Genomic DNA, 25,484 nt, shown 5'->3' with positions numbered 1-25,484 from the left:
ATTTTAAGTTAGTTATATGAATCCGCTAGAACCATGTATTTCCCTGGCAAAACAATCCTGCCCCAGGTATTCAACAGTTTCGGTGAAAACAAACAAATTGATTTCAAATACCGGTTCTTTGCTGCAAGTAATATTAGTCATGCGCATATTTTGGTTGCATTTTATTTATTTCGGCCTCATTGATTTACACAGGCAGCTATTCAAGCATACGCAGCTGTAGGATCCGGGCCATCCAGTTCCGGAAATCTATCGTAACTAAGGAACTATTAAAACCGCCGACTTTGCAGCATCTTACAGCTCCCCGATTACAGCACATACTACTAAATATAACCTACCCCTTTATTCCACGCAGATCAACCATAGCGAACACTATGATTAACATATGAGCCCCATATTCGGCATATGATTCCAAATACGTGTTCAATTTTATGTATCTTTCTATGGGTTCAGCGCAGTATGGAGGGCGGCAGTCATTTATTAAAGCTAAAAACAATGAAACCGGTTTGCCCAATTGCATCATCCTGTTGCTTTTGACTGGATGCGAAGTTAGGTCAATATTTCCAAAAATAGCGGTAGTAAAAAAGTAGTAACTACTACTAAATTACTATTTCACAAGCGTTTCCGCGTTCAAACCCGCGTCAATATCTGCTTTCAACCAGATCCGGACAAATCTTTTCTATACCCGCCAGGCAATTATCGTCCGTAAAAATTTCGGATGAACGCCTATATTTGGCGAAAAATAGTATGCGACCCTACTGCGTCCGGATCCGGATTATTGCAACCTTTATGATGATTTACACCAGCATTGCGTTTTCCCAGGCCCAGCAAAAAACGCCTCCCCCCAACCCTTACCGGCAAACAGACCAGGTAATGACCGCTATGCCTGCTGCAGCCGGAAATTCGGTACAGGAAGTAGCCACTTATATCCATGACCATTTTAGCAAGGAAGCGGAACAGGTACGTGCTGTTTTTTTCTGGGTAACCAAAAATATCGATTATGATGTAGCCAATATGTTTGCCATCAATTTTTATGAAAACAGTGATGACAAATTAAAAAAGGTATTGGCCAGCCGCAAAGGGATCTGCGAGCATTTTGCGTTGCTTTTTACCAGCATCTGCAAACAATTGAACATTGAAGCCTATACGATAGAAGGATATACCAAACAGAATGGCTTTACCGATTATATTCCGCATGCCTGGTGCGCAGCAAGGATCGATGGTTCCTGGTATTTATTTGATCCCACCTGGGGCTCCGGTTATATTTCCAATAAGCAGTTTGTAAAAAAGTTAAACAATGATTATTACCTGGTATCCCCCGGGAAGCTGATCCGGTCGCACATGCCTTTTGATTATTTATGGCAGTTCCTGAACTACCCGGTAACCACTGCCCAGTTCTATGAAAACAAAGCGGTTCAAAACCAGGGCCAGCCTTATTTCAATTACCCCGATTCAATCCGGGCATACAACCGGGCAGGCCTGGAAGATCAGTTGCGGGGCACCATTTACCGTATTGAAAAAAACGGGGTAGGCAATGCCATGGTCTTTGACCGGCTGCATCACGTTAAACTGCAACTGGAAAATCTCCGGATAAAGGAACAAAACGAAAAACAGCAGGCGGCCGTTGATTCACTCAACCAGATTACAGACGATTATAATAATGCCATCATCCTGATCAACCAATACATCGATTATCGTAATCATCAATTTACTCCTGCAAAACCCGATGAGGCTATTAAGGAAATGTTTGATGGAGCAACCCGGATCTTTACAGGCATCACAGAACGGCTATCGAAAGTAGACGCCAGCTTTTCTAATGTTGCTTCTGCAAAAGCCTCTTTACAAAAATCCATGCGGTCGCTTGAACCGCAGCTAAAGGAGCAAAAAGACTGGCTGGATGAGTACCTGTCCAAATCCAAATCAAAGCGCAAGGCGATGTTTTATGAACGGAAACTTACCTGGTTTGGCATTCCGCTCAATTAACCGATTCGAAAACCGGAACCGGATGATTCCTTTTAGATATAATGTCTCTACTACGCGGTTGCACTTATAAAGTTGGCCGTCAATAAAAACCGTTATATTTTATACGCCTTCCTGATCAGGGTACTTTGTCAAAGGCCACGATGGTAACCGCTGCTTGTCCGGGCGTCGCCGTTGCTTTAAAATAGATACGGCCATCCGGGGTACTGTTATAAACTGCACCGGGAGCCAGCAGGCTTTTCAATGCCTCATTTACCTTTCCGGCATAAGTAGGTTGGGTACTGGCCGTAATGGCATCATTCAGCTGGTTATAGTCCAGCTCTTTTTTACTGGCCACAATAGCGATCTGATCACGGGTGCCCTGGTTATCCGCTTCCATAGATTCGGACCTTGGGAATAAGCGATAACCGGTAATACCGCAGTATGGAGAATGCTTGGAAACCGCCTGCCCGGGTTTTAAATAAGGAAACAGCACATAACTGCTGCCGGTTGTTTCCTGTCCGAAAATATAGATATAACATTCGGTGGTATTCTTTACCTCCATTTTAAATCGGGTGCCAACTTTTATAGGCGTCACGGTCTGAAAGGCATTGGTGCCCGTTGATTTCAGCCGGATGTATTGTTTGGTATTGTTGTCTACCAGCCCCACATTGCATTCCAATGGTATGGCCGCTACACTGGCCGTTTTGGGTAATGGATCGATACCATATGCTTCCCGTACATAATTTTTAAAATCGCCATAACGTACCCAGGCTATACCGTTGTTGCCCCATTTAGGCGTCCAGCTGTTCATGATCTGGAAAGCCCCGCCGTATTTACGGTCATCATACCCGATCACACACATGGCATGTCCGCCCATGCCCACCTGCGACTGATCCATTCCCTGCGGCTGCCACAGATCCCGCCCCATCATATCCTGCATAAAACTTTGTCCCACCATCATACCGATTACCACCGGGGCATCTTTGGCCAGGTGTTCTTTAAGCGCTCTTACGCTGATCTGGTTCAGGTTATCGCCCTGGGTAAGCCGGGTAAACCCGTGAATGGCGTTCTGACGTCCGGCCTGAAGCGTTGCACCATCCGGTGCCCTGCTGCAATCCTGGTCGTTGTATGGATACGCCCGCAGCGGCACACCCCCATTGGCTTTCATGGCTTCCATGGCCCGTTGTATATAGGAGCCCTGGCAGTCGCTGCCCAACTTGATCTGGTTGTATAAATAAGCGGGACTGAATGCGATGGTGTTCGGATCCTGCCCGGTTGCTGCAGCCGTTAAAATCGTTTGTGCGCCATAAGCACTGCTCCAGGCCACGCAACTTCCCTGCTCACCCTGATCGCCTCTTTGAGGAGCAAAACGCAGTAATGAAACGGCTTCCGGAAGCGGGTTTTTATTATTATTTTCTTCCAGGCCTTCATAGATCTTGGCCTTATTGAACTCATTCGGACTATAGCTGTAACCACTTTTAGAAAACAGCTGCTGCGCGGCATCGCTTAAACCACCGATATTACTGCAACCACCACGTCCACCCAAAAAATAAACAGCCGCAGCAATGATCACCAATACAATAATTCCTTTTCCCCGGAACAGGCCCAGCAACAAAGGCAGCAATCCAAATAACCCGTTTCCACCTCCGCCGGGGCCCGATCCGCCACCACCACGGTCGTCATTAAAATCATTGTCCCCGCTATTGGGATCGTCCGTCATTCTGATAGGCATAGATTAAATTTTGTATAAAAATAATGTGCAGTTGGGAAATAAGCAGGAGAAATTTAGTGGTCAGTTCTTAGTCTTCAGTTATCAGCTTTTAGCGATCAGTATCTTTTTCTGTAACTTGGTTTTTGATTTTTTGCTTTTTGATTTTTGATTTTTGATTTTTGGAATTTGGCAATTACCATCCACAGCCCCCTTATCCCAATTTTATCTTTCCTCCTGTCTTTACAGCCTTATAAATCGCATCAATGATCACCAGGTCGCGCAACCCCTCTTCTCCGTCAACCGGTATGATGGCTTTTTTATCATCCAGGATGATGGCCGCCATTTCATCCATTTGTACCGCCTGCTGGGGACGATCGGTAGCAATCTCCAGCGGACCTTTGTGCGTTCGCCCTTTAATGGGGCCGTAGCTGGAAGCCGGCTGCAGCTCTGCAAATCCTTTCTCGCCGTTCAGGAAAAAACGATCCAGGTTGTTCATATTATACGAAGAAAGACAGGATGCGGTAACACCGCTGGGGAATCCCAACTGGAACGTAATGGTTTCGTCTACCCCTTCTTTAAATTTCACCGGGTCTGTTTTTGTTTCCTGCGCCGTAACCCAAACCGGCTCCTCGCCCACCATGTAGCGGCTGGCATTTAACGCATAAATACCGATATCCATCAATGAACCACCGCCGGCCAGGGCTTTATTTACCCGCCATTGTTTCGGATCGCCCAGCTTAAATCCCGAAAGTCCCTGGAAAAATTTAATGTTTCCCAGTTCACCGGCAGTACGCATCCGTTGAATTTCCAATGTGAGCGGTTCAAAATGCATCCGGTACCCTACCAGTAATTTTTTACCCGCTTTTTTACAGGCATCCACCATTTCCCTTCCCTCCTTTGCGTTCAGTCCCATCGGCTTTTCGCAGATCACATGCTTGCCGGCGCGGGTGCTGCGGATCACCTGATCGTGATGCAGGGCATTGGGCGTAATGACATATACGGCATCAATATCCGGATTATTACGAATGGCATCAAAGTTTTCATAATTGTACCGGCTGCTCTCCGGCACGTTGTATTTGGCACCCCAGGTTTTTAGCTTTTCCGGGGTACCGCTGATCAGGCCGGTGATCTTTGCCCTTGTTGATTGCTGCATGGACTCTGCAACGCGGCTGGCATAACCACCCAGCCCCATCAGGGCCACCCGCAGCACCGGGCCATCAGCCACCCGTGGCTTTAACGGCGAAAAAATGGTTGCGTTGATTCCCTGGAAGGTATAAAATCCCAGGGCAGAAAATCCTATCTTCTGAATGAAATTCCGGCGTGTACTCATGTGATCGATATTTTGTTCAGGGATCGCCGCACTGCCGTAAATGGACCGGGAAGGCCGGCCGGTTATCCCGATATATTTTTTACCAATTTTAATGCTTTCTTCAGCTGCTCTTCCGGGGTCAGGTTCGTATTATCAATGACTATGGCATCCTTTGCCTGGCGCAGCGGACTTACCTCACGGTTAGAATCTATATAATCCCGCATCTGGATGTTTTCGGCTACCTCTTCAATCGTTACATTGGGATTTTTTTCCACCAGCTCTTTAAACCTCCGCTCTACCCGAACAGCGTTGTCCGCCGTCATAAACAGTTTCAGTTCAGCCCTGGGAAATACTACCGTTCCTATATCGCGGCCATCCATTATGATGCCTTTTTTCTTTCCCATTTTTTGTTGTTGCGCTACCGCAAATTCCCGTACCGCTTTTACGGCCGCCACTTCGCTTACTTTTTCTGCAACAATCAGATCCCGGATCAGGTATTCCACGTTTTCATCGTTCAGGTAGATTTCATTCGTACCATTCTGATCATTGGGCTGAAAATCCAGCTCAATATCCGCCAACGCTTCTTTTACTTCTTTTTCCTGGTTCCAGTCGATATGATTTCTCAGGAAATAAAGTGTGATCGCCCGGTACATCGCTCCGCTGTCTACATAAATATATCCCAATGCCTTCGCCATCTGTTTGGCCAGGGTACTTTTTCCGCAACTGGACCAGCCATCTATCGCAACAATAATCTGTTTCATTTTATCAACCCTCCCTCTTAAAACCACGGATTACAAACCCACATGGAATCTAGGGCAAGATACAATTTTATTAAGGGAAAATTGTGGCTTTTAGAATAAATTTGCAACTGGTACTTCAATTAAAATCTTATTCGTATATTCAGACAAACCTTCGACTATGATCCTAAAGCAAATCGCCTCTATATTTTCAGCCGGTGCATTGTTTCTTCTCACGGCCTGCAACGGTGGTACCGATAAAACTCCGGAAGCAGAGGCCGAAAAGGACACGGCCAGCATCAGTAACACCGCTGTAGTACGTGAGCTGCCCCATGTTAAAACAGAGCCGGTGGAATATGAAGATGGAATTAAGACGTTTAACAGTATTATGGCATACGACAGTGCCAATGCGGGTAAAAAGCCGATTGTACTGATCATTCCGGAATGGTGGGGAGTTACCGACTATATAAAAGACCGTGCAAAACAAATTGCAGAACTGGGCTATTTTGCCCTGATCGTGGATATGTATGGCGGGGGTAAGGTTTTGGACAACCCCAAAGATGCGGGCAGGGAATCGACAAAATACTATAAAAATCCCCAGCTGGCGCAGGAACGTTTTGATAATGCCCTTTCCATAGCCAAGACATATCCCCAGGCGGATACCACCAAAATTGCGGCCATCGGTTATTGCTTCGGCGGTTCCATGGCCCTGAATATGGCGCGTTTGGGTGAACACCTCAAGGGCGTGGTAAGCTTTCACGGAGGTTTGGAAAGCAATGGAATCACCGCAAGAAAAGGCGGCATTGTACCTTCCATCCTTGTTTTAAACGGAGATGCCGATTCCTTTGTACCGGTAAGTGCGGTTAACGATTTCAAAAAGGAAATGGAAGCTGCGCACGCCAATATGCAATTTATCGGGTACCCCAATGCCAAACACGCGTTTACCAATCCGGGAGCTACAGCCATCGGCGAAAAATTCAAGATGGATATTAAATATGATGAAGCGGCCGATAAGGCATCCTGGGAAGAAATGAAAAAATTCCTGGCGAAAATATTTTCCTGAGCCGGCGTACACAAGTCGGGAATGGGCAATAGTGAGCAGTCATCAATGGCCGTTTCCTTTGACGATTTTTTATAGTTGCCGCAGATACGCTGATTGCACCTGCTGTTTTGTTTAACGGCAAAGCTCGCAATGAAAACTTTATGGCAGATATCCTGGCGCACCTTGCCCGTTCCTTGCGCTCTTAGCGGTTTCGTTTAACCGCAATAGACGCAAAGCATCCGCAAAGGCTAATAAAATTGTTATGGCAGCGGCGAACCCTGGCATTCAATAGACAATAATTAATATTCCATAGCCAATAAATGATCTGCGAATACGAAACGTAATCTAACCTTAAACTTCAAATATTGATATTGAACCTGGAGCTCAAAAATTAAGCCAGGTAAGCACCGGTAACCTTATCGCCTTCTACCTCCACATAAATATGATCCTGCAGTGTGGTAGCCAGCGAAATTCCTTTATAATCCGGTGTAATGGGAAACAAGGTATGGGTGCGCTCTACCAATACCAGCGTTTGGATGCGGGCCGGATGGGCGTTCAAAAATGGTTTTAATGCATAGAGCAGCGTTTTACCACTGTTTGTTACATCATCAATCAATACAATTACCTTATTGGTAAAGTCTATTTCCCGGCTCAGGGTTACGGCCTCGGGTTTTTTCTTATTTAATTGAAGCGTCAGCAGCTGTGTAGCGATCTTGCTGTTTTTTTGAATCAGCTGCTGTATGTTCTTTGCCAGCACCACACCGTGTTCCTCAATACCTACCAGGATCAGCTCCGGCACATCCAGATTGTTTTCAATCAGTTCCAGCGCCAGCCGCTGCAATTTTTTCTCCACCGTTTCCGTATTCAATAGATATTTTTTCACCTGCGATGCGTTTAAATTGCGTTCAAAATGCCTCTACTTGTAAAGGAAGCCGTAAATTAGCACTTTGTAACTGAATGCTCATGCAAATTGCTCAACAAATTTTATTTGTACTGTTATTTATTATCGCTGTTGTAGTTTTTTCAAAAAAAATAACGCAGATCCGACGGAATATCAACCTGGGCCGGGATGAAGCCATTAATGATCATCCCGATCAGCGCTGGCGGAATGTATTGCTGCTGGCCCTGGGACAAAAAAAGATGTTCCGCAACCCGCTGGTGGGTGTGCTTCATTTTTTTGTATACGCTGGTTTTATTATTATTAATATCGAGGTGCTCGAAATCATCCTGGATGGTGTACTGGGTACGCACCGGCTGTTTGCGGGGGCACTCGGAGGATTTTATACCTTCCTCATTAATGCTTTTGAACTCCTGGCCCTGGCCGTGCTTACTTTTTGTGCCATTTTCCTGATCCGTAGGAATGTACTGAAAATCCGGCGCTTTTTAAGCAGGGACCTCAACGGCTGGCCCCGCAGTGATGCCAATTATATTCTTATTACGGAAATTGTGCTGATGGCGCTATTCCTGACCATGAACGCCAGCGATACCTTGCTCCAGGCACGTGGCGCAGAGCATTATGCGACACATTTCACCGGCAACTTTATTATATCCCAATACCTGCAGCCTTTGCTCAGCGGTCTTTCCGACGGTTCCCTGCAACTGCTGGAGCGGGCCTGCTGGTGGCTTCATATTATTGGCATCCTGGCTTTCTTAAATTACCTGCCTTACTCCAAGCACCTGCATATCCTGCTGGCGTTTCCCAATGCCTATTATGCCCGGTTACAACCCATGGGTGAAATGGAGAATATGCCTGCGGTACAGAACGAAGTATTATACGCTATGCAGCCGGAGCTGGCACCGGCCGATGCCGCCCCCCCATCCCGATTCGGGGCAAAAGATGTAACCGATCTGAGCTGGAAGAACCTGCTGGATGCCTACAGCTGTACCGAATGCGGACGTTGCAGCGCAGCCTGCCCGGCCAATATCACCGGAAAACGATTATCTCCCCGTAAGATCATGATGGATACCCGCGACCGCGCAGAGGAAATGGGTAAAAACATCACCCAAAATAAAGAATGGAAAGATGACGGTAAAAGTCTGCTGCATGATTATATTTCAGTGGAGGAACTGCGGGCCTGCACTACCTGTAATGCCTGTGTTCAGGAATGCCCGGTAAGCATCAATCCGCTTGATATCATTCTTCAGCTGCGCCGCTACCTGGTGATGGAAGAAAGCAATGCACCCCAGGAATGGAATACGATGTTCAGCAATGTAGAGAATAATTTTGCTCCCTGGAAGTTCAGCCCGGATGACCGGGACGCCTGGACACAAACGATGTAGATGCATGTTTCACTTTTAAGCTCCTCGGTCCGGAGGCCGTACGCACTTCCGTGACATGGCTGGTTATTCTATTCAAACCGCCCCCCTTCTAACTCCCCGTACATATTATCCGCTATAACCTCAATTGGAATACAGTTGTGACAGTTGTGGCGGATAATTATTTTTTGCCTCGATTAGCGATGGCAACGGTCTGAGCTGCCGGCGGCCGGATTTTTATTGCATAAAACCAGGAGTCATGACTACTCAATTATGGAATAGACCATTTTTATGCATCTGAATAGATATGAAAAGAGCAATATTCCCGATCACCGCTTTGCTGATGTGGATCATAATCATTTGCAGCTATTATGCTTTTGACTACCCACAGTCCTTTGATATCGTGCAGCTGGTAAAACAGGTGGAATGGTATCCTTTACTGCCTTTATACCTCGCATTGCTCCTGTTTGCCTTCATATTAGCAGTTATTATCTCCCGGAAGTATCCCCTTGTTAAAACCTTTTTAAAGACCGCATCTATTCTCCAATGTATAGCCGCTTCATTTTTTATTATTTTGGGGCTGACCCATCTTTATAACACCAGTCAACAATATAAAGCAGTCATCCGGGAAACTGAAAAGCGGGCAGAGAACAATATAAAAAGAGATTCCGTCACCTTTACTTCCTTTGGCCTCCCAGTTCCCGACTCAAACTACCAGAAAAGAAACAGCATCCAGGCGAAATATGGCATCTACACCACTTTTGATTGCGTACTTGATCCGATTTCACAAAAAGCAGCGGAATATTACGAGCAACTAACCGCTGATTACTTAAACAAAAGAAATGGCAGGGGTTGGGAAAAGCGTATGCAAGCAGAGCTGGAAGCCTGTCAGTGCCCGTGATGCCTTTCAATCAAACGGGTATGCCCAGGGTTTGGCGCTATTCCGTTTCATGCAGTTTGGCACTGATACCTTTCTTTTTTACAAACATCCGCCAGGACTGGATCAGGGCGGTTAGCACAAATACCCCTCCAATGATATAATTCATTAAGGATTGATTGTTCTGGATCTTATTGGCGATCAGCCGGCCTCCAAAAATAAACACACAATTCCCCATCAAGGTTCCCAGGCCGATGCCTACAATATAAAAGTTGTAAAACGAAGCTTTGGGCTTTAGTACATTCTTTGTAAACAATACCGTGCTCCATCCAAACCAGAATGGGATCTGTACCGGGTTTACGGCACTCATTGTAAGGCCCAGCAAATAAGACGGAAGGTTATTATTTAAGATCACATTTCTTCCCTGGGACGGATGCATGGCTGCATAGAGGCTGGAAACAGCAAGCGCTACAATAATGAGCAGGGTTAGCCATTCCAGCAACCGGAAGATCTTTTCCTGTTTACGCACCCAATCCATGGCTACCAGGGAAAGGCGTACATACACCATCTCCGCAGTAAGGGAGCCTAAGGAAAACAACACCGCATTTTTAACAGACTGGCTGATCGCGATCTGCATAGCCGCAATGTTCAGGGTACCCAGGGGTAATGATCCGAGAAAGCTGACCAGCATCCCCGTAAAAAAAATCCGCATCAAACCTCCTGCCTGTTGTTCACTCACGATTTATCATTTAGTTTTTGCCTGCAAGCATCGGCACAAACGAAAAGTTATCAAACAATTCTTCCTTTATTGTTCCGTCTGTTTGCTTTATGATCCGTTTCATTTGTTGCACGTCGCCTGCCCCTACCGGTATTACCATGATTCCGCCCGGCTTTAGCTGTTCCACCAGCTTTGGCGGAATGGCCGGCGCCGCTGCCGTAATGATCACCCGGTCAAAAGGCCCGTAAGTAGGCAAGCCCTGGTAACCATCTCCGTAAAAAAATTTTATAAATGGAAATTGTTTAAGATAGGTAAATTTCTTGTTTTCCTCAAACAGCTTTTTCTGACGCTCGATTGTAAATACCTTTAAACCCATTTTTGCCAGTACCACGGCCTGGTATGCACTTCCGGTACCAATTTCCAGTATTTTTTGCCCCGGTACGGTTTCCAGCAACTGCGATTGATAGGCCACTGTATACGGTTGTGAAATGGTTTGTCCCTCACCAATCGGAAAAGCCCGGTCTTCATAGGCTACATCATCAAAAGCCGAATCCAAAAAGAAATGACGGGGCAATGCACGCATAGCTTCCAGCACCGTTTCATCTGTTATTCCTTTTTCCTTTATTACTTCTACCAGCTTTTTCCTTAATCCCTTATGCCTGTATGTGTCTTCTAACGTCCTCCTCATAAGAGTGCAAATGTAAAAAAGCCCGGGCTATTTGGCACATATATCCGTTAAATCTTATCCCCATAAGCCTCCTTAACGAATATTCCTGTTGCGTTCTGCACCCGCCTTCCGTTACCTTCAGTAAAATGCGCGGGGTTTATGTAATTTTACAGGAAAGCGCATCTATTAATAAACGTCTTTATATGAAAGTACCGGGCAGTGGCATCTTTTTATTACTGATCATCTTGTTTACCTGTATGAAACCAAATGCACAAACCATCAAAAACTATGAAACGGAATGGAATACCGTTGAGAAATACATCAACAAGGGGCTACCGGCATCTGCACTTACCACAGTAAAGGAGATTTATACCCGGGCAAAAGCCGGTCATCAGGAAGCACAACAGGTAAAAGCCCTGATCTATATGAACCGGCTCCAGGGCGAAAACCGCGAAAACAATGAACTGATCAGTATTGTGGAGCTGGAAAAAGAAGCTGCGGCCAGCAAAGGTTCCGTAAATGCACTGCTCAACAGTTACCTGGCCGGCGTTTATCAATCTTATTTTAACCGCAACCGGTATAAACTTTATAACCGTACCAATACCGCCGGTTTTCAGAAATCGGATCCCGCTACCTGGACCGTTGACGATTTTATACAAAAGATCAGCAGCCTCTACCTGCAATCGCTAAAGGACGAAGCACTGCTGCGCCGTGTACAGCTGGCAGATTATGATGCCCTTATTCAAAAAGGAAATACCCGGAACCTGCGCCCTACCCTTTACGACCTGCTGGCCTTCCGGGCATTGGGTTATTTCCAAAACCCCGAACGCTCCGTTACCCAACCCGCTTATAAATTTGAGATCAACCAACCGGTGGCATTTGCGCCTGCGGCAGATTTTGCGGCCACCCGGTTCGAAACCCGGGATACGCTTTCGTTATCATTTAAAGCGCTGAAGCTCTATCAAAAGCTGCTTCAATTCCATTTGAATGATTCAAAACCCGATGCATTCATTGATGCCGATATCAGCCGGCTGCAATTTGTATACCAGCATGCGGTGCTTCCGGATAAGGAAACGCGTTATTATGCCGCACTGGAAAAAATCACGCAACAATATGAAGCATATCCGGCAGCCGCACAGGCACGGTACCTGATGGCCCGGTGGCATTACGATCAGGCGCAGTTACCGAACAACAGCAAAAACCCCGAAAACCGGGATATGATCACTGCTAAAAACATCCTGGAAAAAATCATTGCGAAAAAAGAGAAAAGCGAAGGCAGCACAAATGCCAATAACCTGCTGCTGCAAATGCAACAACCGGCTTTCAGCTTTCAGCTGGAAAAGGTAAACCTGCCCCGCATTCCATTCCGCATACTGGTTTCTTATAAGAATGTGCCCACCGTTTACCTGCGCGCCATAAAGGCCACAGAAGCACTCAAAGCCGCTGTTCAAAACCGCAACGGCGAAGATAAATACTGGACGCAACTGGCGGCGGCCACGCCGGTGCAAACCCGGGAGCAGGCATTGCCGGCTTCCGATGATTACCGTTCGCACAGCGCAGAGATTAAGGCAGAAGGACTGCCCGCAGGAGAATATTTTATTTTTGCCTCCCTGAATAAAGCCTTTACCCAGGATAAAAACATACTGGCATTTCAGCTTGTATATTATTCTGCTATCAGTTATGTAAACCGGAATAGTGATTTTTTTGTACTGGACCGTAACAGCGGCCAGCCCCTTGAAGCGGCAAAAGTCACCATCTGGCAAAAACAATACGATTATAAAACCAGCACGTATCAGCGCACAAAGCTGGAAGAAGTAGTAACCGATAAAAACGGGCATTTCCGGATGGATACCGGTAATACGTCCAAAGGAAAGCGTAACGCAGGAAATAATTATCTGCTGGACATTACCAATAAGGATGAACGCTTTTTTATGGATGATAATAACTATGGCTATTATTACTATAACAGTTATGAGCAGGCGGAGCAGCTGAAAAAGAGCACTTCTGTTGCGCTGTTTACCGACCGCAGCATCTACCGGCCCGGCCAAACGGTTTATTACAAGGGCATTGCCATGGGCCATGAACCGAAGGAAAAAAAATCGACAGTGTTAACAGCGTTTAAAACAACCGTAACGCTTTACGATGCCAATCATCAGAAAGTAACCTCAGCAGACCTCGTCACGAACGATTTTGGGTCCTTTTCCGGTAGCTTCAAATTACCGGAAGGCGGGCTAAATGGTAATTTCACCATCTCCACACCACAGGGTAGTACCGGATTTAGAATGGAAGAATACAAACGCCCAAAATTCTTTGTAGACTTTGAAAAGCAAAAAGGCACGTATAAGCTCAATGAAAATATCACGGTTACCGGTACTGCAAAAGCCTACGCCGGCAATCATATCGACGGAGCCCGTGTAAAGTACCGGGTGGTACGTAATGCCCGCTTCCCATACCCCTGGGTCTTTTCCCGTTATTGGCTGCCCATCAACCAGGAGCAGATGGAGATCACCCAGGGCGAAACGCAAACCGATGCCAATGGCAAATTCAACATCATTTTTAATGCGCTCCCTGATCTTACCATCGACCCAAAAATGGATCCAGTATTTGACTACCGGGTTTATGCAGATGTAACCGATCTGAATGGTGAAGTCAGAAGCGGAGAACAACCCATTTCTGTGGGGTATAAATCGCTATTGCTAAACGCTGATATTCCCCAGCGCATCAGCGTGGAGCAGACGAAGCAATTAAAGATCCGCACGGAGAATATGGCCGGTAACTTTGAAAAAGCCGGTATCCAGATCAACATCAGCCGGCTGCAACCCGAACAGCGCCTTTTAAGAAGCCGGTTCTGGGAACAGCCTGATCAGTTCGTAATGACCAGGGAAGCCTATATTCAAAATTTCCCCAATGATATTTATAAAAACGAGAACGATCCGGCCAGCTGGCCAAAAGAAAAAGAGGTGTTGAATCAGTCGGGCACTACCGACTCCACCGGAATCATAAAGTTATCGCGCGCCCTTACAGAGCCCGGTTATTATGCCATTGAAATAACGGCCAAAGACAAGGATGGTAATACCATAAAAGACCTGCATTTTACAGAGATCTACGAGGAACAACAGCAGCGCCCCACCATTCCGCAATACCTTTGGACAAAAGCATCCGGTGCCATTGAACCCGGCGGAAAAACAGCCGTAAAAATCGGGAGCAGCGCCCGGAATGTATTCCTGGTACAGGCTTTGGACAAAACAAAAACCAGTTATAGTTATACATCCCTGAACGACGAAATCAAAACATTTGATTTTGGCGCCACGGAGGCAGACCGGGGCGGCTATGGCGTCAGTTATATGTTTGTAAAGAACAACCGGCTATATACTAACAATAATACCATTTCTGTGCCCTGGAGTAACAAAGAGCTGAAGATCACTTATGAGACCTTCCGCGATAAAACCTTACCTGGTGCTGAAGAAAAATGGAGTATCCAGCTTAGTGGTTATAAGAGCGATAAAGTAGCCGCAGAAATGTTAGCCGGTATGTACGATGCCTCCCTCGACCAGTTTTATCTGCATCAATGGGATGTACCCGGCATTTGGCCCAATTACTATAATTATACAAACTGGAATGCAGATGCCAACTTCAGCAATATCCATTCGCTGGGACGTACAACACTTACTTACGATTACCAGGATATCGATAAACGCTATGACCAGATCTTTGGCACTGTGCTTCCGGAAGTGGCTGGATGGGGAGGTGCTATCGGGGGAATCGCTGTGAGAAGCAACGCCCTGAATGAAGTAGTGACAGTAGGTTATGGCAAACAAAAGAAAAGTGACGTTACCGGATCGGTTAGCCGCATAGCTGCACCAGCGCCCCAGGCAGCGATGGACGCAGGTAAAGGGATTATCGAAATGAAGGAGCCCGATTTATTTACTCCTCCTAATAATAGAACACCGGAAACGCAGATCCGCAAAAACCTGAATGAAACCGCCTTCTTCTTCCCTGACCTGAAAACGGATGCCCAAGGTACTATCCGTTTTAGCTTTACGATGCCCGAGGCGCTCACCCGCTGGAAGCTCCAGGCCCTGGCCCATACAAAGGACCTGGCGTTTGGCTATTCTTCCAAAGAGATCGTAACGCAAAAGGAACTGATGGTACAGCCCAATGTGCCCCGGTTTTTAAGAGAGGGCGACAAGCTGGAACTCAGCAGCAAAATAGTGAACCTTTCTTCAAAAGAAGTAACCGGTATCGCCACGCTGCAATTGTTTGATGCAGCCACCAATGAGCCGGTGGATGGCTGGTTTAAGAATGCCATTCCACAGCAATACTTCACCATTGCTGCCGGACAAAGCCAGGCAGTTCTCTTCCCGCTTGAAGCGCCCTACCAGTTCAGTAAACCCGTTACCTGGCGCATCGTGGCAAAAGTGACCGGCGATGCTGACAACGCAACCGCCCTGAGCGACGGTGAGGAAAATATGCTTCCCGTGCTCACCAACCGGATGCTGGTTACTGAAACCCTGCCCCTGCAGCTACGCGGCTTTGGTTCAAAAAAATTCAGTTTTGATAAGTTGTTGAAAAGCGGTGGTAGTGAAACCTTAACGACCCAGGCCTTAACGGTTGAATACACATCCAACCCCGCCTGGTATGCCGTGCAGGCATTGCCCTATATGATGGAGTATCCGTATGAATGTGCGGAGCAAACCTGGAACCGTTATTATGCCAACTCGCTGGCTACCCTGATCGCCAACAGTTCGCCGAAGATCAAAAAGATATTCGATACCTGGAGCACACAGGATACAGCAGCACTGCTGAGCACCCTGCAGAAAAACCAGGAGTTAAAGGCCGTGCTACTGGAAGAAACGCCCTGGGTATTGCAGACACAGAATGAAACACAGCAAAAGAAGCATGTTGCCCTTTTGTTTGACCTGGTGCGGATGAGCGGGGAACTGAACAAGGCCTACGATAAACTGAGTCAGCTGCAAAGCCCCAATGGCGGGTTTGTATGGTTCAAAGGCGGGCGCGACGATCGCTATATGACGCAGTATATTGTAACCGGCATTGGCCACCTGAAGAAGATAAATGCCATCGAAAAATCACAGGCACAAAAACTGGACAACATGATCAGTAAAGCGATCCCCTATCTCGACGGGAAAATAAAGGAGGAGTATGACGAACTCATCCGCAACAAAACAAAGCTGGGCGAATATGTTCCCTCCTATTACGTGATCCAGTATTTATATATGCGGAGCTTCTTTAACCAGATCAGCATCACTCCAAATGCCCAAAAGGCCGCAGCTTATTTCACCGACCGCGCTGCCAAAACATGGGTAAAAACCAATAAGTATATGCAGGGCATGACAGCGCTGGCGCTGCACCGAAAAGGAGATGCAAGTACTCCAAAAGCCATTTTAAAATCGCTGAAAGAAACATCCATCAATAACGAAGAACTGGGCATGTACTATAAGGATGCCGCCCGCAGCTGGTGGTGGTATGAGGCGCCTGTTGAGCGGCAGGCATTGATCATTGAAGCCTTTGAAGAAATTGCAAAAGACCGCCAAACGGCCGATGATCTGCGGACATGGTTACTGAAAAACAAGCAAACCAATAACTGGAAAAGTACAAAAGCCACAGCGGAAGCCTGCTATGCGTTATTGTTGCAGGGTACCCAATGGTTAAGCGTTGCACCCGAAGTAACCATTGACCTTGGCGGACTAAAAATAGAATCGGCACTGGAAAAAACAGAAGCTGGCACCGGCTATCTTAAAAAGACCATCCCCGGTGAAAAAGTACGTCCTGAAATGGGAAATATCATGGTTTCCGTAACCGATCCGGTATCCGGCAAGCAACAAAGCAAACTACCTACCTGGGGTAGCCTGTACTGGCAATATTTTGAAGACCTGGACAAGATCACATTTGCAGAAACGCCTTTAAAACTCAGTAAAAAATTATTTATTGAAACCAACAGCGACCGCGGACCGGTATTAACGCCTATACCGGAAGGTGCCGCTATAAAAGTAGGCGATAAGATAAAAGTACGCATAGAACTGCGGGCAGACCGGGATATGGAATATGTGCATATGAAGGATATGCGGGCCAGCAGTTTTGAACCCACCAATGTGCTCAGCACCTATAAATGGCAGGGCGGACTGGGGTATTATGAAACCACAAAGGATGCCAGTACCAATTTCTTCTTTGGCCACCTGCCTAAAGGCACCTATGTTTTTGAATACAGCCTGTTTGCTACGGTAGCCGGCAATTTCAGTAATGGCATCACCAGCATTCAATGCATGTATGCGCCTGAGTTTACCGCACATAGCGAAGGGGTTCGGGTTACAGTAGAAAAAAACAAGTAATAAAGAAGGCCAACGCCGGGCAGCGATCAGAAACAGAAACCCGTCTGGCTAAAGAATGATTTCCGACTAAAATAACTATTATTGGTTTTCAAAGGAACCAAACAACATCATGCTGAATTTAAAAAAGCTACATCATGTCGCGATCATCTGCAGCGACTATGCGCGTTCAAAAAAATTTTATACGGAAATCCTGGGGTTTACGATCCTGCAGGAAGTATTCCGGGAGGAAAGGGATTCATATAAACTGGATCTTGCCCTGAACGGTCAGTATCTGATTGAACTGTTCTCCTTCCCCGCCCCACCGGCACGGCCTACAAGGCCGGAGGCCACCGGTCTCCGGCATCTGGCCTTTGAAGTAACGGATATAGAAGCAGCCGTACAGCAACTGCTTGCAAACAATATTGCGGCAGAACCCGTCCGTGTAGATGAATATACCGGTAAAAAATTCACGTTCTTTCCGGATCCCGATGGATTGCCGGTTGAGTTGTATGAGCACTAGCACACCATATGCCTTCTCTTCCTACACCCAACCGTTCCCGTAAATGCACCCGACAGGTTGTATTGTAGGCCGGATTTGTTTAACTTTAATAAAACCATACAAATGCGAAAATTATATCTGCTAGCCTTAGTGCTCAGCTTCATTTCTTCGATAAAAGCACAAACAATTAAGGTCAATGCCGGGCCTGAATTTCTCCACTCCTTTAATCACGACCTCAACTTTTGGGGTGTTGGTGTTTCTGCACAGGGCGAAGTATAGGTAAAAGAGCGGCTGGGCCTGGGCCTGAATACCGGCTTCCTGCAATTTGTCAGCCAGGAGCGACTGATGCCTGCCGGAAATGTAACCTATAATGCCATTCCGGTATTGGCCGTGATCAAATATCCCCTGCCGCTTATCAAAAATCTGTACGGGCAGGACGCCATGGGCTACACTTTTGCCAACAATGTACATTACCGCAATAACAGGGGAAAAGTACCGGGTGGCTTTACCTATTATTTCTCCCTGGGATATGAATTCACGAAACATTTTGATGTCGCAGTTAAGGTAGGCCGTTCCCGGTTTGATAAAAAGGACCGTCCTGCGAATGTGAATGAGCACAACCTGGGGTTAAAACTGGCCTATATTTTTTAAAAGAGCGGCCGGATGCCAATGCGGCATTGGAGTTTAGGAGATCACTTTCCTGTTTCAGATACCGTTTGGCTTATAGCGCTTACTAAAGGTAAGCCATTTTATATGACGCCGGCATTTGTTATATCAAGAAACCACTGGTCGGACTACTGCGGCTTCGGGTTCCGTTGCTTTATCATATTGCTTAGCCGGAACATCATCCAGATGGCCAGTACAGAGATGGCTGCCACCACATAGCCTACAACATTATAATGTTCAAGAGGGCTGGTTTTTGTTTTCTGCACCACGATCATTCCTGCAACCGCAGCGGCGATGCCACCTGACAGTTGTTGAAGGGAGGCATTGATGCTCATAAAAGCTCCCCTGTCCTGCATTTCGGGCACAGCCGTTATCAGTGCCGTCGATGGCGTCATCCGGCCCAGGATACCTGCCATCATCAGGATGTTTATAAGTACCACCAACCAAAAGGGAATCACTCCCAGGTTCGTATATACCACCACAATCAGCATCATCCCAACGGTAGCCGTAGCAAAAATGCTAAACTTATCTTTCTTATCGCTCAGTTTTCCGATAAATGGCATGATCAGCAGGGAGCTGATGCCGGAGATCATAAAGAGCAGCGGCAGCTGGTGCTCCGTTACGCCCTGATTATTGATAGCAAAGGCACTACCGAAAGGCATCATCATAAACCCGCCGATAGATAATAAGGCCGTAGTGCCAAAACCAATCCGGTATTGTCGTTTTGAAAACGTATTCCACAAATGCCGGAACGCCGAATGATCATGCTGCAAAGCCAGATGTTTATTGATGGGTTTTAACTTCCATGCAACCAGCGCTAAAATGATGACGGCCATCCCTGCGATCCACAAAAAGGCACTGTGCCAGCCCCAGCTGTTGGCAAGGAACAATCCAATTGGAATGCCCAGTACCTGGCTGGCGCCAAATCCCATTTGCACAAATCCCATCACCCGTCCTCTTTGCTGCAGCACAAAAATATCGGTGATGATGGCCATAGAAATAGAGCCGATCACTCCGCCAAAAAGCCCGGTTATTATACGTGCTGCAATCAGCATGGGATAAGAGCTGGCCATCCCACATAAAAAAGTACCTGCAATAAAGCCGGTGTAAAAAAACAGGAAGATTTTCTTACGATCGAACCGGTCTGCATAACCCGCAGCCAGCAGCCCCGAAAGTCCGGCACTAAAAGCATACGAGGAAACCGCAACACCAAACTGGGAAGTCGTAAGTCCCATCGATTTCATTAAAATATCCCCCATGGGCGACATCACCATAAAGTCGAGCACAACGGTGAATTGTGTAATCGCCAGTATAAAAATAACCAGTTTCTGGTAACCTGAAAGCGGCACTAACTCCGCTGTATGTTGTTGCATTTTTTTTAGCTTTTTATTAAAGGTCCCTTAATCCAACTCTGCACACTCAAAGCCTGCTTCCTGTACCAGCGCTATCACCTCATTTGCTGTGATGGTAGCCGTTACTACCCGAAGCACACAATCCGCATCCTGCTGATCTACATTAAAAGCCCGGATGCCTTCCCTGCTTTCGAGCAACCGTTGCACGCGGTTTTTGTTGCGGAAGGTTTTAATATTGGTTTTAAAAATCAGTATGTTGCTGCCATCGCTGTTCATAGGCTTACTTTTTTCCGGTTGATGGCCTTAATGCGTCCAATACTATTTCCAAGGTCTGAAGCATCAGCTCTTTTGTAAATACAAATTTTCTTCCGCCCAATGAGCTGCCCTGGCTGTGAAAACGCAGCAATGTATAGAGCGGACCATATACAATACTCCAAAAAGCTTCAACCGGCATGGGTTTCAGCTCACCCCTGTCGATAGCGTTTTGAACAAAAGCAGTCATCGCATCCTTAAAGGTCCGGAGCTTTTTCTTATCCATACATTCACCATAAGGCGAATGCCGGATGATTTCAGCACACATCGCCTCCAACGGGTATTTCAGGTAAAACTGTGAACGGTTTTCCCATTGTTTCCGGATCCCCTCGCGAAACCGCATCTCCGGTGAAAATCCGCTTAGCAGCGCATCCATGTGCCGGCTGCCTACATCAGCTCCCAACTTGCGGATCAGATCATCCTTATCCTTGTAATAGATATATAGTGTTGCCACTGATATATTACAGGCGCCCGCCAGTTTATTCATGCTGAAGCCCTGGAGCCCCTGTTCTACCAGCATTTGAATGGCCGTATCCCGCACCAGGCGTTCCTTATTTAAATCGCGTGCCCTCATTACGGAAGCAAAAATAGGAAAAGAAAATTAATAAGTGAGCGTTCATTCACTTTTATTTCGAAATGTACTTTGTATTGGCCAGCCGTACTATTGCCTGCTGTAAAATAGCCTATTTCTCTTTCTTATTTTTTGCGAGGAACTTGCCTGGCCTGCAATCATCATGCAACAAATCGCAGATTGCATCCTTGTCTCACCAGTCGTCCCTGTCCCGCCGACAGCACCTGCATATTCCAGCTCCCGGTCACCTCCCTTTAAAATCAACCGTAACTGTTTCCTCAGCCTCCAGATCACCGGCAGTAAACGGAGGTATGTGATACGGCCGGGCAGGACGCTCCAGCAGCCGTGCCTTTTCAGCGGAAAAGTTGAGTTGATACCCCAGCTGGTCAGCAGTTGTCATCAACACATGATCATATTCCATATCCAGATCCGGAACAAACAACAGCACTGGTTTGCCGGTGTTTTCTGCTGTCATCCACATATCGGTTGAACGTGTGGTAGCCCAGCCCATGGCATAAAAACGCCGGTTATAGCCTTTGGGATAATTCAGATAATTGATAAGCGTGCAAAAGATCTCAAACGGAACATCATATGGGAAGGTAATCGCAAACAACAGATCGGTCATTTTAGTTACCACCGGGATTACCTGCAACATTTCCCGGTTATGCCACCCGCAAAAATCCCGGATGATCCTTTTTATATGGACCTCATTCATTCCTTCCACAAGGATCAGCTTATCATTGGCTACTTTATCTCCGGGCAACCGTCTGTCTGGCGGGTCTCTCCTATCTGCCCCATCCTGCATACGCCGGTTCTTCAAATCCAGCCGGTCAACAATCAACAGCAATGTTATCATTAGAATAATTGCCAGGATCAGGTAGGGATGCTTCATATAAACGATGCGCTGTTTGGGTAAAATTACTGTTATCCATTCAACTTTCGCATGGATAGCAACAAACGCATGTCATTTTCATTATCGGCTTCTTTGCAGTTCAATTTCAACCGCAAGGCGCGCGAAGGCTCCGCCAGGTTCGCAAAGATATTAACGGTAGCCCGGCATTGCGGATTCCTTGCGCACTTTTGGCTCGATTGTTTGCCACAAAGACACTAAGGCTCAAAGCCCCACTAAGCTTAAGTCCTTCTTTGTGTTTCCTGGTGTCTTCGAGCCTTCGTGGCGCTTATACATTCCAAATTGCGGTGGATCCCGATGTTGAGCAACGCCCGGAATTTGGGTCAGCTCTTTTATGATAAATACTTTTTCCATTGGGATTTTGTTCTAAAAATGTAGCCGCCAGTCATTATTGATTCGTCATTTTATTTATCTCTTCAAGCGCACCGTCCTGCTTTTCACTATACTCCTCGAGCGGCGCAGTTCCGGGCCGGTTATCCTTTTGATACGTCGCAATCTCCGGAAGCGTCTTCACTATTTTTAATGCCGCGTGAAGGTCCGCCAGTTTCGTGGTTTTTGCATCAATCGCCTTCAACAGTTCCTGATGCTTTTCTGTGATCGCGTTGTATTTTGCAAGGTGCTCCTCCACCAGCTTTTTGATCTTATCTTTTAAAAGGGAATCACTGATCATATTGATATGCTGATCCGCCGCCTTATAATACGACCGACTTTTCGCATCAAATTGGTGAAATGATCGGGCGGAATCGCCCTTACGTTGGTTAAGCGCATCCAATGTGGTTTCCAGTTGTCTCAACCCGGCGTCCTTCTCTGCCAGCTCACCATAGAGGCTTTCTACCAGGTCATCAGGTTCTCTTTTTGAAATCAGTTGATCAGAAGCGCCATGGTCTTCCAGGGCCTTTGGTATATTCGCCACCGGTTGTGGTTGTACCCGGTGATGATTACATGCGCCGAGTGTTAGCATTCCAGTAGCAAGTATGCATATGATTGTTCTCATAAGTATTGTTTATACCGCTAATATAAACAGCTTTCATAAAATAGCGAAAAACAATTGCAACGCTATACATATCAAAGTCCTCTAAAAATAATGACAACTATATGTCCCACCAGCCACCAGCTCGCAAAAAATAAACTCTTCCTGACATACTGTTGTCACTCCCCCGTTTTAGCTTCGGTCCTCCAAATAAAAGAGCGGCGTTTCATAACAATTATTTTACACAAATTAAACAAAGTTTTTATTTGGTTTATTAGTTTTTTGAAATTACTTTTGACCCGGAGCAAAAAAATCAGGTTACCTTTTTTCAGGAATTGTATTAATCAGGCACAGGCGCTTTGTCAACAACTACAACACTTTAAGAAAAACGGTTCCCACGGTGCAGCACTAACAAACGTTTGAGCAACAGATCCTTCAGAAAAAAAATTTGGAAGTAGCTTCAAAACACCGTTAACTTTGCTAACACTGTTAGGTAAATTTGTTTTTTATGAGTGTAGCAGAGCGCAAATTGAGAGAAAAAGAAGTGGTCCGGAAGAAGATCATCGATGCAGCCTTGCAGCTGGTAAAGAATGAAGGCTGGGAATCGTTGTCTATCCGGAAGATCGCAGATGCCATCGAGTACAGCGCACCCGTGATCTACGATCATTTCGCCAACAAGGAGGCCATTCTTTTTGAGATTTCGCAGGACGGTTTTAAACTGCTGCTGTCAAATATTCACAAAGCCATCTCAAAAAAAGCGTCGCCACGCGAAGAGCTGAAAGCACTGGTAGATACCTACTGGAAGTTTGCGCTCAAGAACCGGAGCTATTTCAAACTCATGTTTGGCGTAGGCATGCCTTGTTGCGGAGAAGGAAAGATGAAAACAGAATTTGGAGCCTTACAGGATATAATTTATGAAATCATAAAAAAAATAATCGTTGAAAAGAAAACCAATATTGAATCCGCGTGTTATAAAACGCACGCTTTCTGGTCGGCAATACATGGTTTTACTTCAATCATGATCGCAAGAAGCGCTGATGTTCCGCAAACAATGAATGTATCAGTGCTCGATCAAATGGTGGTGAACATTATAGAAAATCTTTAAGCCAAAAAAGACGACAATTCAAATAGTAATTATTTTTTAGTGCATTTCGCCTCGGGATGACAACGGGCAATGGTTGCCACTCCCTAACACGCAGAAATTGCATTATCAACAGGATCACTGGCCCCGGCAATACCCTGGGCGCCTTTCTCCGGTATGTACCCCGGCAGGACATGTATTTCTTTGACTCAAAAAACAACTCTACAGATGAAAGCAAACAACCATACCATCCACACAAGCCTTATTGTACCTGCGCTTATTGCGCTTTCTATATCGCTGCAGAGCTGCACCAGCGGCTCCGCCAATCCAAGCCAGGCCGCCCAGGCCCCCTCACTGCCGGTAATGGGCACGCCCGTATCACCCGTAACCGTTTACCAGGAATTTTCGGCTTCGCTGGAAGGAAAGGTAAACGTGGAAGTACGGCCCCAGGTAGACGGCTACTTGGAGAAAATCTATGTAGACGAAGGCGCTTACGTAACCGCAGGACAACCGTTATTTAAGATCAACGCACAGGTGTACAACGAAGCGCTGAACAACGCACGCGCCAATGTACTGGCGGCACAGGCCAATGTACAAAAGGCACAGGTAGACCTGGACCGTCTGAAACCACTGGTAGATAACGCCGTGATCTCCGACGTACAGCTGAAAACCGCAAAAGCCAACTACAATGCCGCTACTGCAGCGCTGGCGCAGGCCAGGGCCATGGTAGGCAACGCGCAGATCAATGTAGGTTATACACTGATCAAAGCACCGGTGAGCGGTTATATCGGCAGCATTCCGTTCAAAACCGGTAGCCTGGTAGGCCGCGGCGAAACGCAGCCGCTTACCGTGCTGAGCGAAGTGAACACGATGTACGCCTACTTCTCCATGAGTGAGCCCGACTTCATTGCCTTTAAAAATAAATACCCGGGCGAAACCATTGAGCAGAAACTGAAGAACGTTCCTTCTGTTGAATTGCTGCTGGCCGACAATACCGTTTATCCGCAGCAAGGAAAGATCGAACTGGTTCAGGGGCAGTTTGACAAAACCATCGGCGCCATTAACTTCCGCGCAGCCTTCCCCAACCCCAATAAAATATTAAGAAGCGGCAATACCGGTAAGATCCGCCTGCCGCAGCTCTTTAATGAAGTATTGGTGGTACCACAGGAAGCCACGTTCGAGATCCAGGATAAAGTCTTTGTATTTACAGTAGACAGCAGCAACAAGGTAACCAGCAAACCCATTGCCGTTTCCGGTAAAACCTCCTACTACTACTTTGTAAACAAAGGACTTTCCAAAGGCGAAAAGATCGTGCTTTCCGGAACCGGTAATTTAAAAGACGGAACGCCGATTCAGCCGCAGATCGTTTCAGCCGACAGCGTGTTAAAGGCGAATCCGATTTAACGGGCTTACAGGGCTGGCCCGGCAGTCGCCGCGTCATTTCGAGCGCAATGTAGTGGAGCCGAGAAATCTCTACGGTATGAACAAGGGATCGTAAGATTTCTCCTCCCGATACCAATC

At 46.6% G+C, this 25,484-nt stretch carries 21 protein-coding genes; 9 read left to right on the top strand and 12 right to left on the bottom strand.

Translation table 11 applies throughout. The features are described from left to right. The first annotated feature begins 744 nt into the window (after positions 1-744). Positions 745-1,980: a transglutaminase domain-containing protein gene (locus Q1V85_RS09280; protein WP_300599182.1), complete on the top strand. Its 1,236-nt coding sequence runs from the start codon at positions 745-747 to the stop codon at positions 1,978-1,980. Between the two features lie 115 nt (positions 1,981-2,095). Here Q1V85_RS09280 and Q1V85_RS09275 read toward each other — a convergent pair whose 3' ends face one another. The 3 genes from Q1V85_RS09275 to cmk form a co-directional block, all read right to left on the bottom strand. Continuing rightward, positions 2,096-3,691, bottom strand: a complete 1,596-nt coding sequence (locus tag Q1V85_RS09275; protein ID WP_300599180.1) for a C1 family peptidase — start codon at positions 3,689-3,691, stop codon at positions 2,096-2,098. A gap of 190 nt (positions 3,692-3,881) precedes the next feature. Further along, positions 3,882-5,000, bottom strand: a complete 1,119-nt coding sequence (locus Q1V85_RS09270; RefSeq protein WP_300599179.1) for a Gfo/Idh/MocA family oxidoreductase — start codon at positions 4,998-5,000, stop codon at positions 3,882-3,884. Positions 5,001-5,062: 62 nt separating this feature from the next. Beyond that, on the bottom strand, positions 5,063-5,740 hold the full coding sequence (gene cmk, locus Q1V85_RS09265) for a (d)CMP kinase (RefSeq protein WP_300599178.1): 678 nt from the start codon (positions 5,738-5,740) through the stop codon (positions 5,063-5,065). A 157-nt stretch (positions 5,741-5,897) separates the two neighbouring features. Here cmk and Q1V85_RS09260 point away from each other — a divergent pair, with 157 nt between their 5' ends. After that, positions 5,898-6,779, top strand: coding sequence for a dienelactone hydrolase family protein (locus Q1V85_RS09260; RefSeq protein ID WP_300599176.1), 882 nt, complete (start codon positions 5,898-5,900; stop codon positions 6,777-6,779). Between the two features lie 370 nt (positions 6,780-7,149). On the opposite strand, the gene Q1V85_RS09255 is transcribed toward Q1V85_RS09260, so the two are convergent. Then, positions 7,150-7,641 (bottom strand): phosphoribosyltransferase family protein, encoded by a 492-nt coding sequence (locus Q1V85_RS09255; RefSeq protein WP_300599174.1) that lies wholly within the window; start codon positions 7,639-7,641, stop codon positions 7,150-7,152. A gap of 80 nt (positions 7,642-7,721) precedes the next feature. On the opposite strand from Q1V85_RS09255, the gene Q1V85_RS09250 reads away from it, so the two are divergent. Both Q1V85_RS09250 and Q1V85_RS09245 read left to right on the top strand, forming a co-directional pair. After that, on the top strand, positions 7,722-9,038 hold the full coding sequence (locus Q1V85_RS09250) for a (Fe-S)-binding protein (protein ID WP_300599173.1): 1,317 nt from the start codon (positions 7,722-7,724) through the stop codon (positions 9,036-9,038). 283 nt (positions 9,039-9,321) lie between these two features. Further along, positions 9,322-9,915: a hypothetical protein gene (locus tag Q1V85_RS09245; RefSeq protein WP_300599171.1), complete on the top strand. Its 594-nt coding sequence runs from the start codon at positions 9,322-9,324 to the stop codon at positions 9,913-9,915. Positions 9,916-9,952: 37 nt separating this feature from the next. On the opposite strand, the gene Q1V85_RS09240 is transcribed toward Q1V85_RS09245, so the two are convergent. Continuing rightward, entirely contained in the window at positions 9,953-10,630 is a 678-nt protein-coding gene (locus Q1V85_RS09240; RefSeq protein WP_300599169.1) for a LysE family transporter, read from the bottom strand. A gap of 10 nt (positions 10,631-10,640) precedes the next feature. Continuing rightward, positions 10,641-11,297 carry a protein-L-isoaspartate(D-aspartate) O-methyltransferase gene (locus tag Q1V85_RS09235; protein WP_300599167.1) on the bottom strand — a complete coding sequence of 219 codons (657 nt, stop codon included), beginning with the start codon at positions 11,295-11,297 and terminating at the stop codon, positions 10,641-10,643. 182 nt (positions 11,298-11,479) lie between these two features. On the opposite strand from Q1V85_RS09235, the gene Q1V85_RS09230 reads away from it, so the two are divergent. The 3 genes from Q1V85_RS09230 (at position 11,480) to Q1V85_RS09220 (ending at position 18,752) form a co-directional block, all read left to right on the top strand. After that, positions 11,480-17,623 (top strand): alpha-2-macroglobulin family protein, encoded by a 6,144-nt coding sequence (locus Q1V85_RS09230; protein WP_300599165.1) that lies wholly within the window; start codon positions 11,480-11,482, stop codon positions 17,621-17,623. A 109-nt stretch (positions 17,624-17,732) separates the two neighbouring features. Continuing rightward, positions 17,733-18,122, top strand: a complete 390-nt coding sequence (locus Q1V85_RS09225; RefSeq protein ID WP_300599163.1) for a VOC family protein — start codon at positions 17,733-17,735, stop codon at positions 18,120-18,122. Between the two features lie 324 nt (positions 18,123-18,446). Then, entirely contained in the window at positions 18,447-18,752 is a 306-nt protein-coding gene (locus Q1V85_RS09220) for a hypothetical protein (RefSeq protein WP_300599161.1), read from the top strand. A gap of 143 nt (positions 18,753-18,895) precedes the next feature. Here the strand turns inward: Q1V85_RS09220 and Q1V85_RS09215 are convergent, their stop codons facing one another. The 6 genes from Q1V85_RS09215 to Q1V85_RS09190 all read right to left on the bottom strand — a co-directional run bounded on the left by Q1V85_RS09215 (position 18,896) and on the right by Q1V85_RS09190 (position 22,906). Further along, positions 18,896-20,140, bottom strand: coding sequence for an MFS transporter (locus Q1V85_RS09215; RefSeq protein WP_300599160.1), 1,245 nt, complete (start codon positions 20,138-20,140; stop codon positions 18,896-18,898). Between the two features lie 27 nt (positions 20,141-20,167). After that, entirely contained in the window at positions 20,168-20,395 is a 228-nt protein-coding gene (locus tag Q1V85_RS09210) for a hypothetical protein (protein WP_300599158.1), read from the bottom strand. A gap of 4 nt (positions 20,396-20,399) precedes the next feature. Beyond that, on the bottom strand, positions 20,400-21,005 hold the full coding sequence (locus tag Q1V85_RS09205) for a TetR/AcrR family transcriptional regulator (RefSeq protein WP_300599156.1): 606 nt from the start codon (positions 21,003-21,005) through the stop codon (positions 20,400-20,402). A 241-nt stretch (positions 21,006-21,246) separates the two neighbouring features. Then, complete coding sequence (locus Q1V85_RS09200) at positions 21,247-21,894, bottom strand: hypothetical protein (protein ID WP_300599155.1); 648 nt, start codon at positions 21,892-21,894, stop codon at positions 21,247-21,249. 222 nt (positions 21,895-22,116) lie between these two features. Next, on the bottom strand, positions 22,117-22,266 hold the full coding sequence (locus Q1V85_RS09195) for a hypothetical protein (protein WP_300599154.1): 150 nt from the start codon (positions 22,264-22,266) through the stop codon (positions 22,117-22,119). 34 nt (positions 22,267-22,300) lie between these two features. Beyond that, positions 22,301-22,906: a hypothetical protein gene (locus Q1V85_RS09190; protein WP_300599153.1), complete on the bottom strand. Its 606-nt coding sequence runs from the start codon at positions 22,904-22,906 to the stop codon at positions 22,301-22,303. A 484-nt stretch (positions 22,907-23,390) separates the two neighbouring features. Between Q1V85_RS09190 and Q1V85_RS09185 the strand changes: the two genes are divergently transcribed. Both Q1V85_RS09185 and Q1V85_RS09180 read left to right on the top strand, forming a co-directional pair. Further along, positions 23,391-23,987 carry a TetR/AcrR family transcriptional regulator gene (locus Q1V85_RS09185; protein ID WP_300599152.1) on the top strand — a complete coding sequence of 199 codons (597 nt, stop codon included), beginning with the start codon at positions 23,391-23,393 and terminating at the stop codon, positions 23,985-23,987. Between the two features lie 204 nt (positions 23,988-24,191). Next, on the top strand, positions 24,192-25,367 hold the full coding sequence (locus Q1V85_RS09180) for an efflux RND transporter periplasmic adaptor subunit (protein ID WP_300599151.1): 1,176 nt from the start codon (positions 24,192-24,194) through the stop codon (positions 25,365-25,367). The last annotated feature ends 117 nt before the right edge of the window (positions 25,368-25,484 follow it).

The organism is Niabella sp. (assembly GCF_030150205.1).
Lineage (GTDB): Bacteria > Bacteroidota > Bacteroidia > Chitinophagales > Chitinophagaceae > Niabella.
Note: the sequence above shows the minus strand (reverse complement) of the source record. Positions and strands in the feature narration are given on the sequence as shown.

What these genes read in the sequence shown, in the direction of transcription:
- Q1V85_RS09225 (WP_300599163.1), top strand. Translation starts at nt 17,733, where the DNA reads ATGCTGAATTTAAAAAAGCTACATCATGTCGCGATCATCTGCAGCGAC.
- Q1V85_RS09205 (WP_300599156.1), bottom strand. Translation starts at nt 21,005, where the DNA reads ATGAGGGCACGCGATTTAAATAAGGAACGCCTGGTGCGGGATACGGCC.
- Q1V85_RS09260 (WP_300599176.1), top strand. Translation starts at nt 5,898, where the DNA reads ATGATCCTAAAGCAAATCGCCTCTATATTTTCAGCCGGTGCATTGTTT.
- Q1V85_RS09185 (WP_300599152.1), top strand. Translation starts at nt 23,391, where the DNA reads ATGAGTGTAGCAGAGCGCAAATTGAGAGAAAAAGAAGTGGTCCGGAAG.
- Q1V85_RS09190 (WP_300599153.1), bottom strand. Translation starts at nt 22,906, where the DNA reads ATGAGAACAATCATATGCATACTTGCTACTGGAATGCTAACACTCGGC.
- Q1V85_RS09215 (WP_300599160.1), bottom strand. Translation starts at nt 20,140, where the DNA reads ATGCAACAACATACAGCGGAGTTAGTGCCGCTTTCAGGTTACCAGAAA.
- Q1V85_RS09180 (WP_300599151.1), top strand. Translation starts at nt 24,192, where the DNA reads ATGAAAGCAAACAACCATACCATCCACACAAGCCTTATTGTACCTGCG.
- Q1V85_RS09250 (WP_300599173.1), top strand. Translation starts at nt 7,722, where the DNA reads ATGCAAATTGCTCAACAAATTTTATTTGTACTGTTATTTATTATCGCT.
- Q1V85_RS09195 (WP_300599154.1), bottom strand. Translation starts at nt 22,266, where the DNA reads ATGGAAAAAGTATTTATCATAAAAGAGCTGACCCAAATTCCGGGCGTT.
- Q1V85_RS09230 (WP_300599165.1), top strand. Translation starts at nt 11,480, where the DNA reads ATGAAAGTACCGGGCAGTGGCATCTTTTTATTACTGATCATCTTGTTT.
- Q1V85_RS09280 (WP_300599182.1), top strand. Translation starts at nt 745, where the DNA reads ATGCGACCCTACTGCGTCCGGATCCGGATTATTGCAACCTTTATGATG.
- Q1V85_RS09270 (WP_300599179.1), bottom strand. Translation starts at nt 5,000, where the DNA reads ATGAGTACACGCCGGAATTTCATTCAGAAGATAGGATTTTCTGCCCTG.
- cmk (WP_300599178.1), bottom strand. Translation starts at nt 5,740, where the DNA reads ATGAAACAGATTATTGTTGCGATAGATGGCTGGTCCAGTTGCGGAAAA.
- Q1V85_RS09245 (WP_300599171.1), top strand. Translation starts at nt 9,322, where the DNA reads ATGAAAAGAGCAATATTCCCGATCACCGCTTTGCTGATGTGGATCATA.
- Q1V85_RS09235 (WP_300599167.1), bottom strand. Translation starts at nt 11,297, where the DNA reads ATGAGGAGGACGTTAGAAGACACATACAGGCATAAGGGATTAAGGAAA.
- Q1V85_RS09210 (WP_300599158.1), bottom strand. Translation starts at nt 20,395, where the DNA reads ATGAACAGCGATGGCAGCAACATACTGATTTTTAAAACCAATATTAAA.
- Q1V85_RS09200 (WP_300599155.1), bottom strand. Translation starts at nt 21,894, where the DNA reads ATGAAGCATCCCTACCTGATCCTGGCAATTATTCTAATGATAACATTG.
- Q1V85_RS09275 (WP_300599180.1), bottom strand. Translation starts at nt 3,691, where the DNA reads ATGCCTATCAGAATGACGGACGATCCCAATAGCGGGGACAATGATTTT.
- Q1V85_RS09220 (WP_300599161.1), top strand. Translation starts at nt 18,447, where the DNA reads ATGCCTGCCGGAAATGTAACCTATAATGCCATTCCGGTATTGGCCGTG.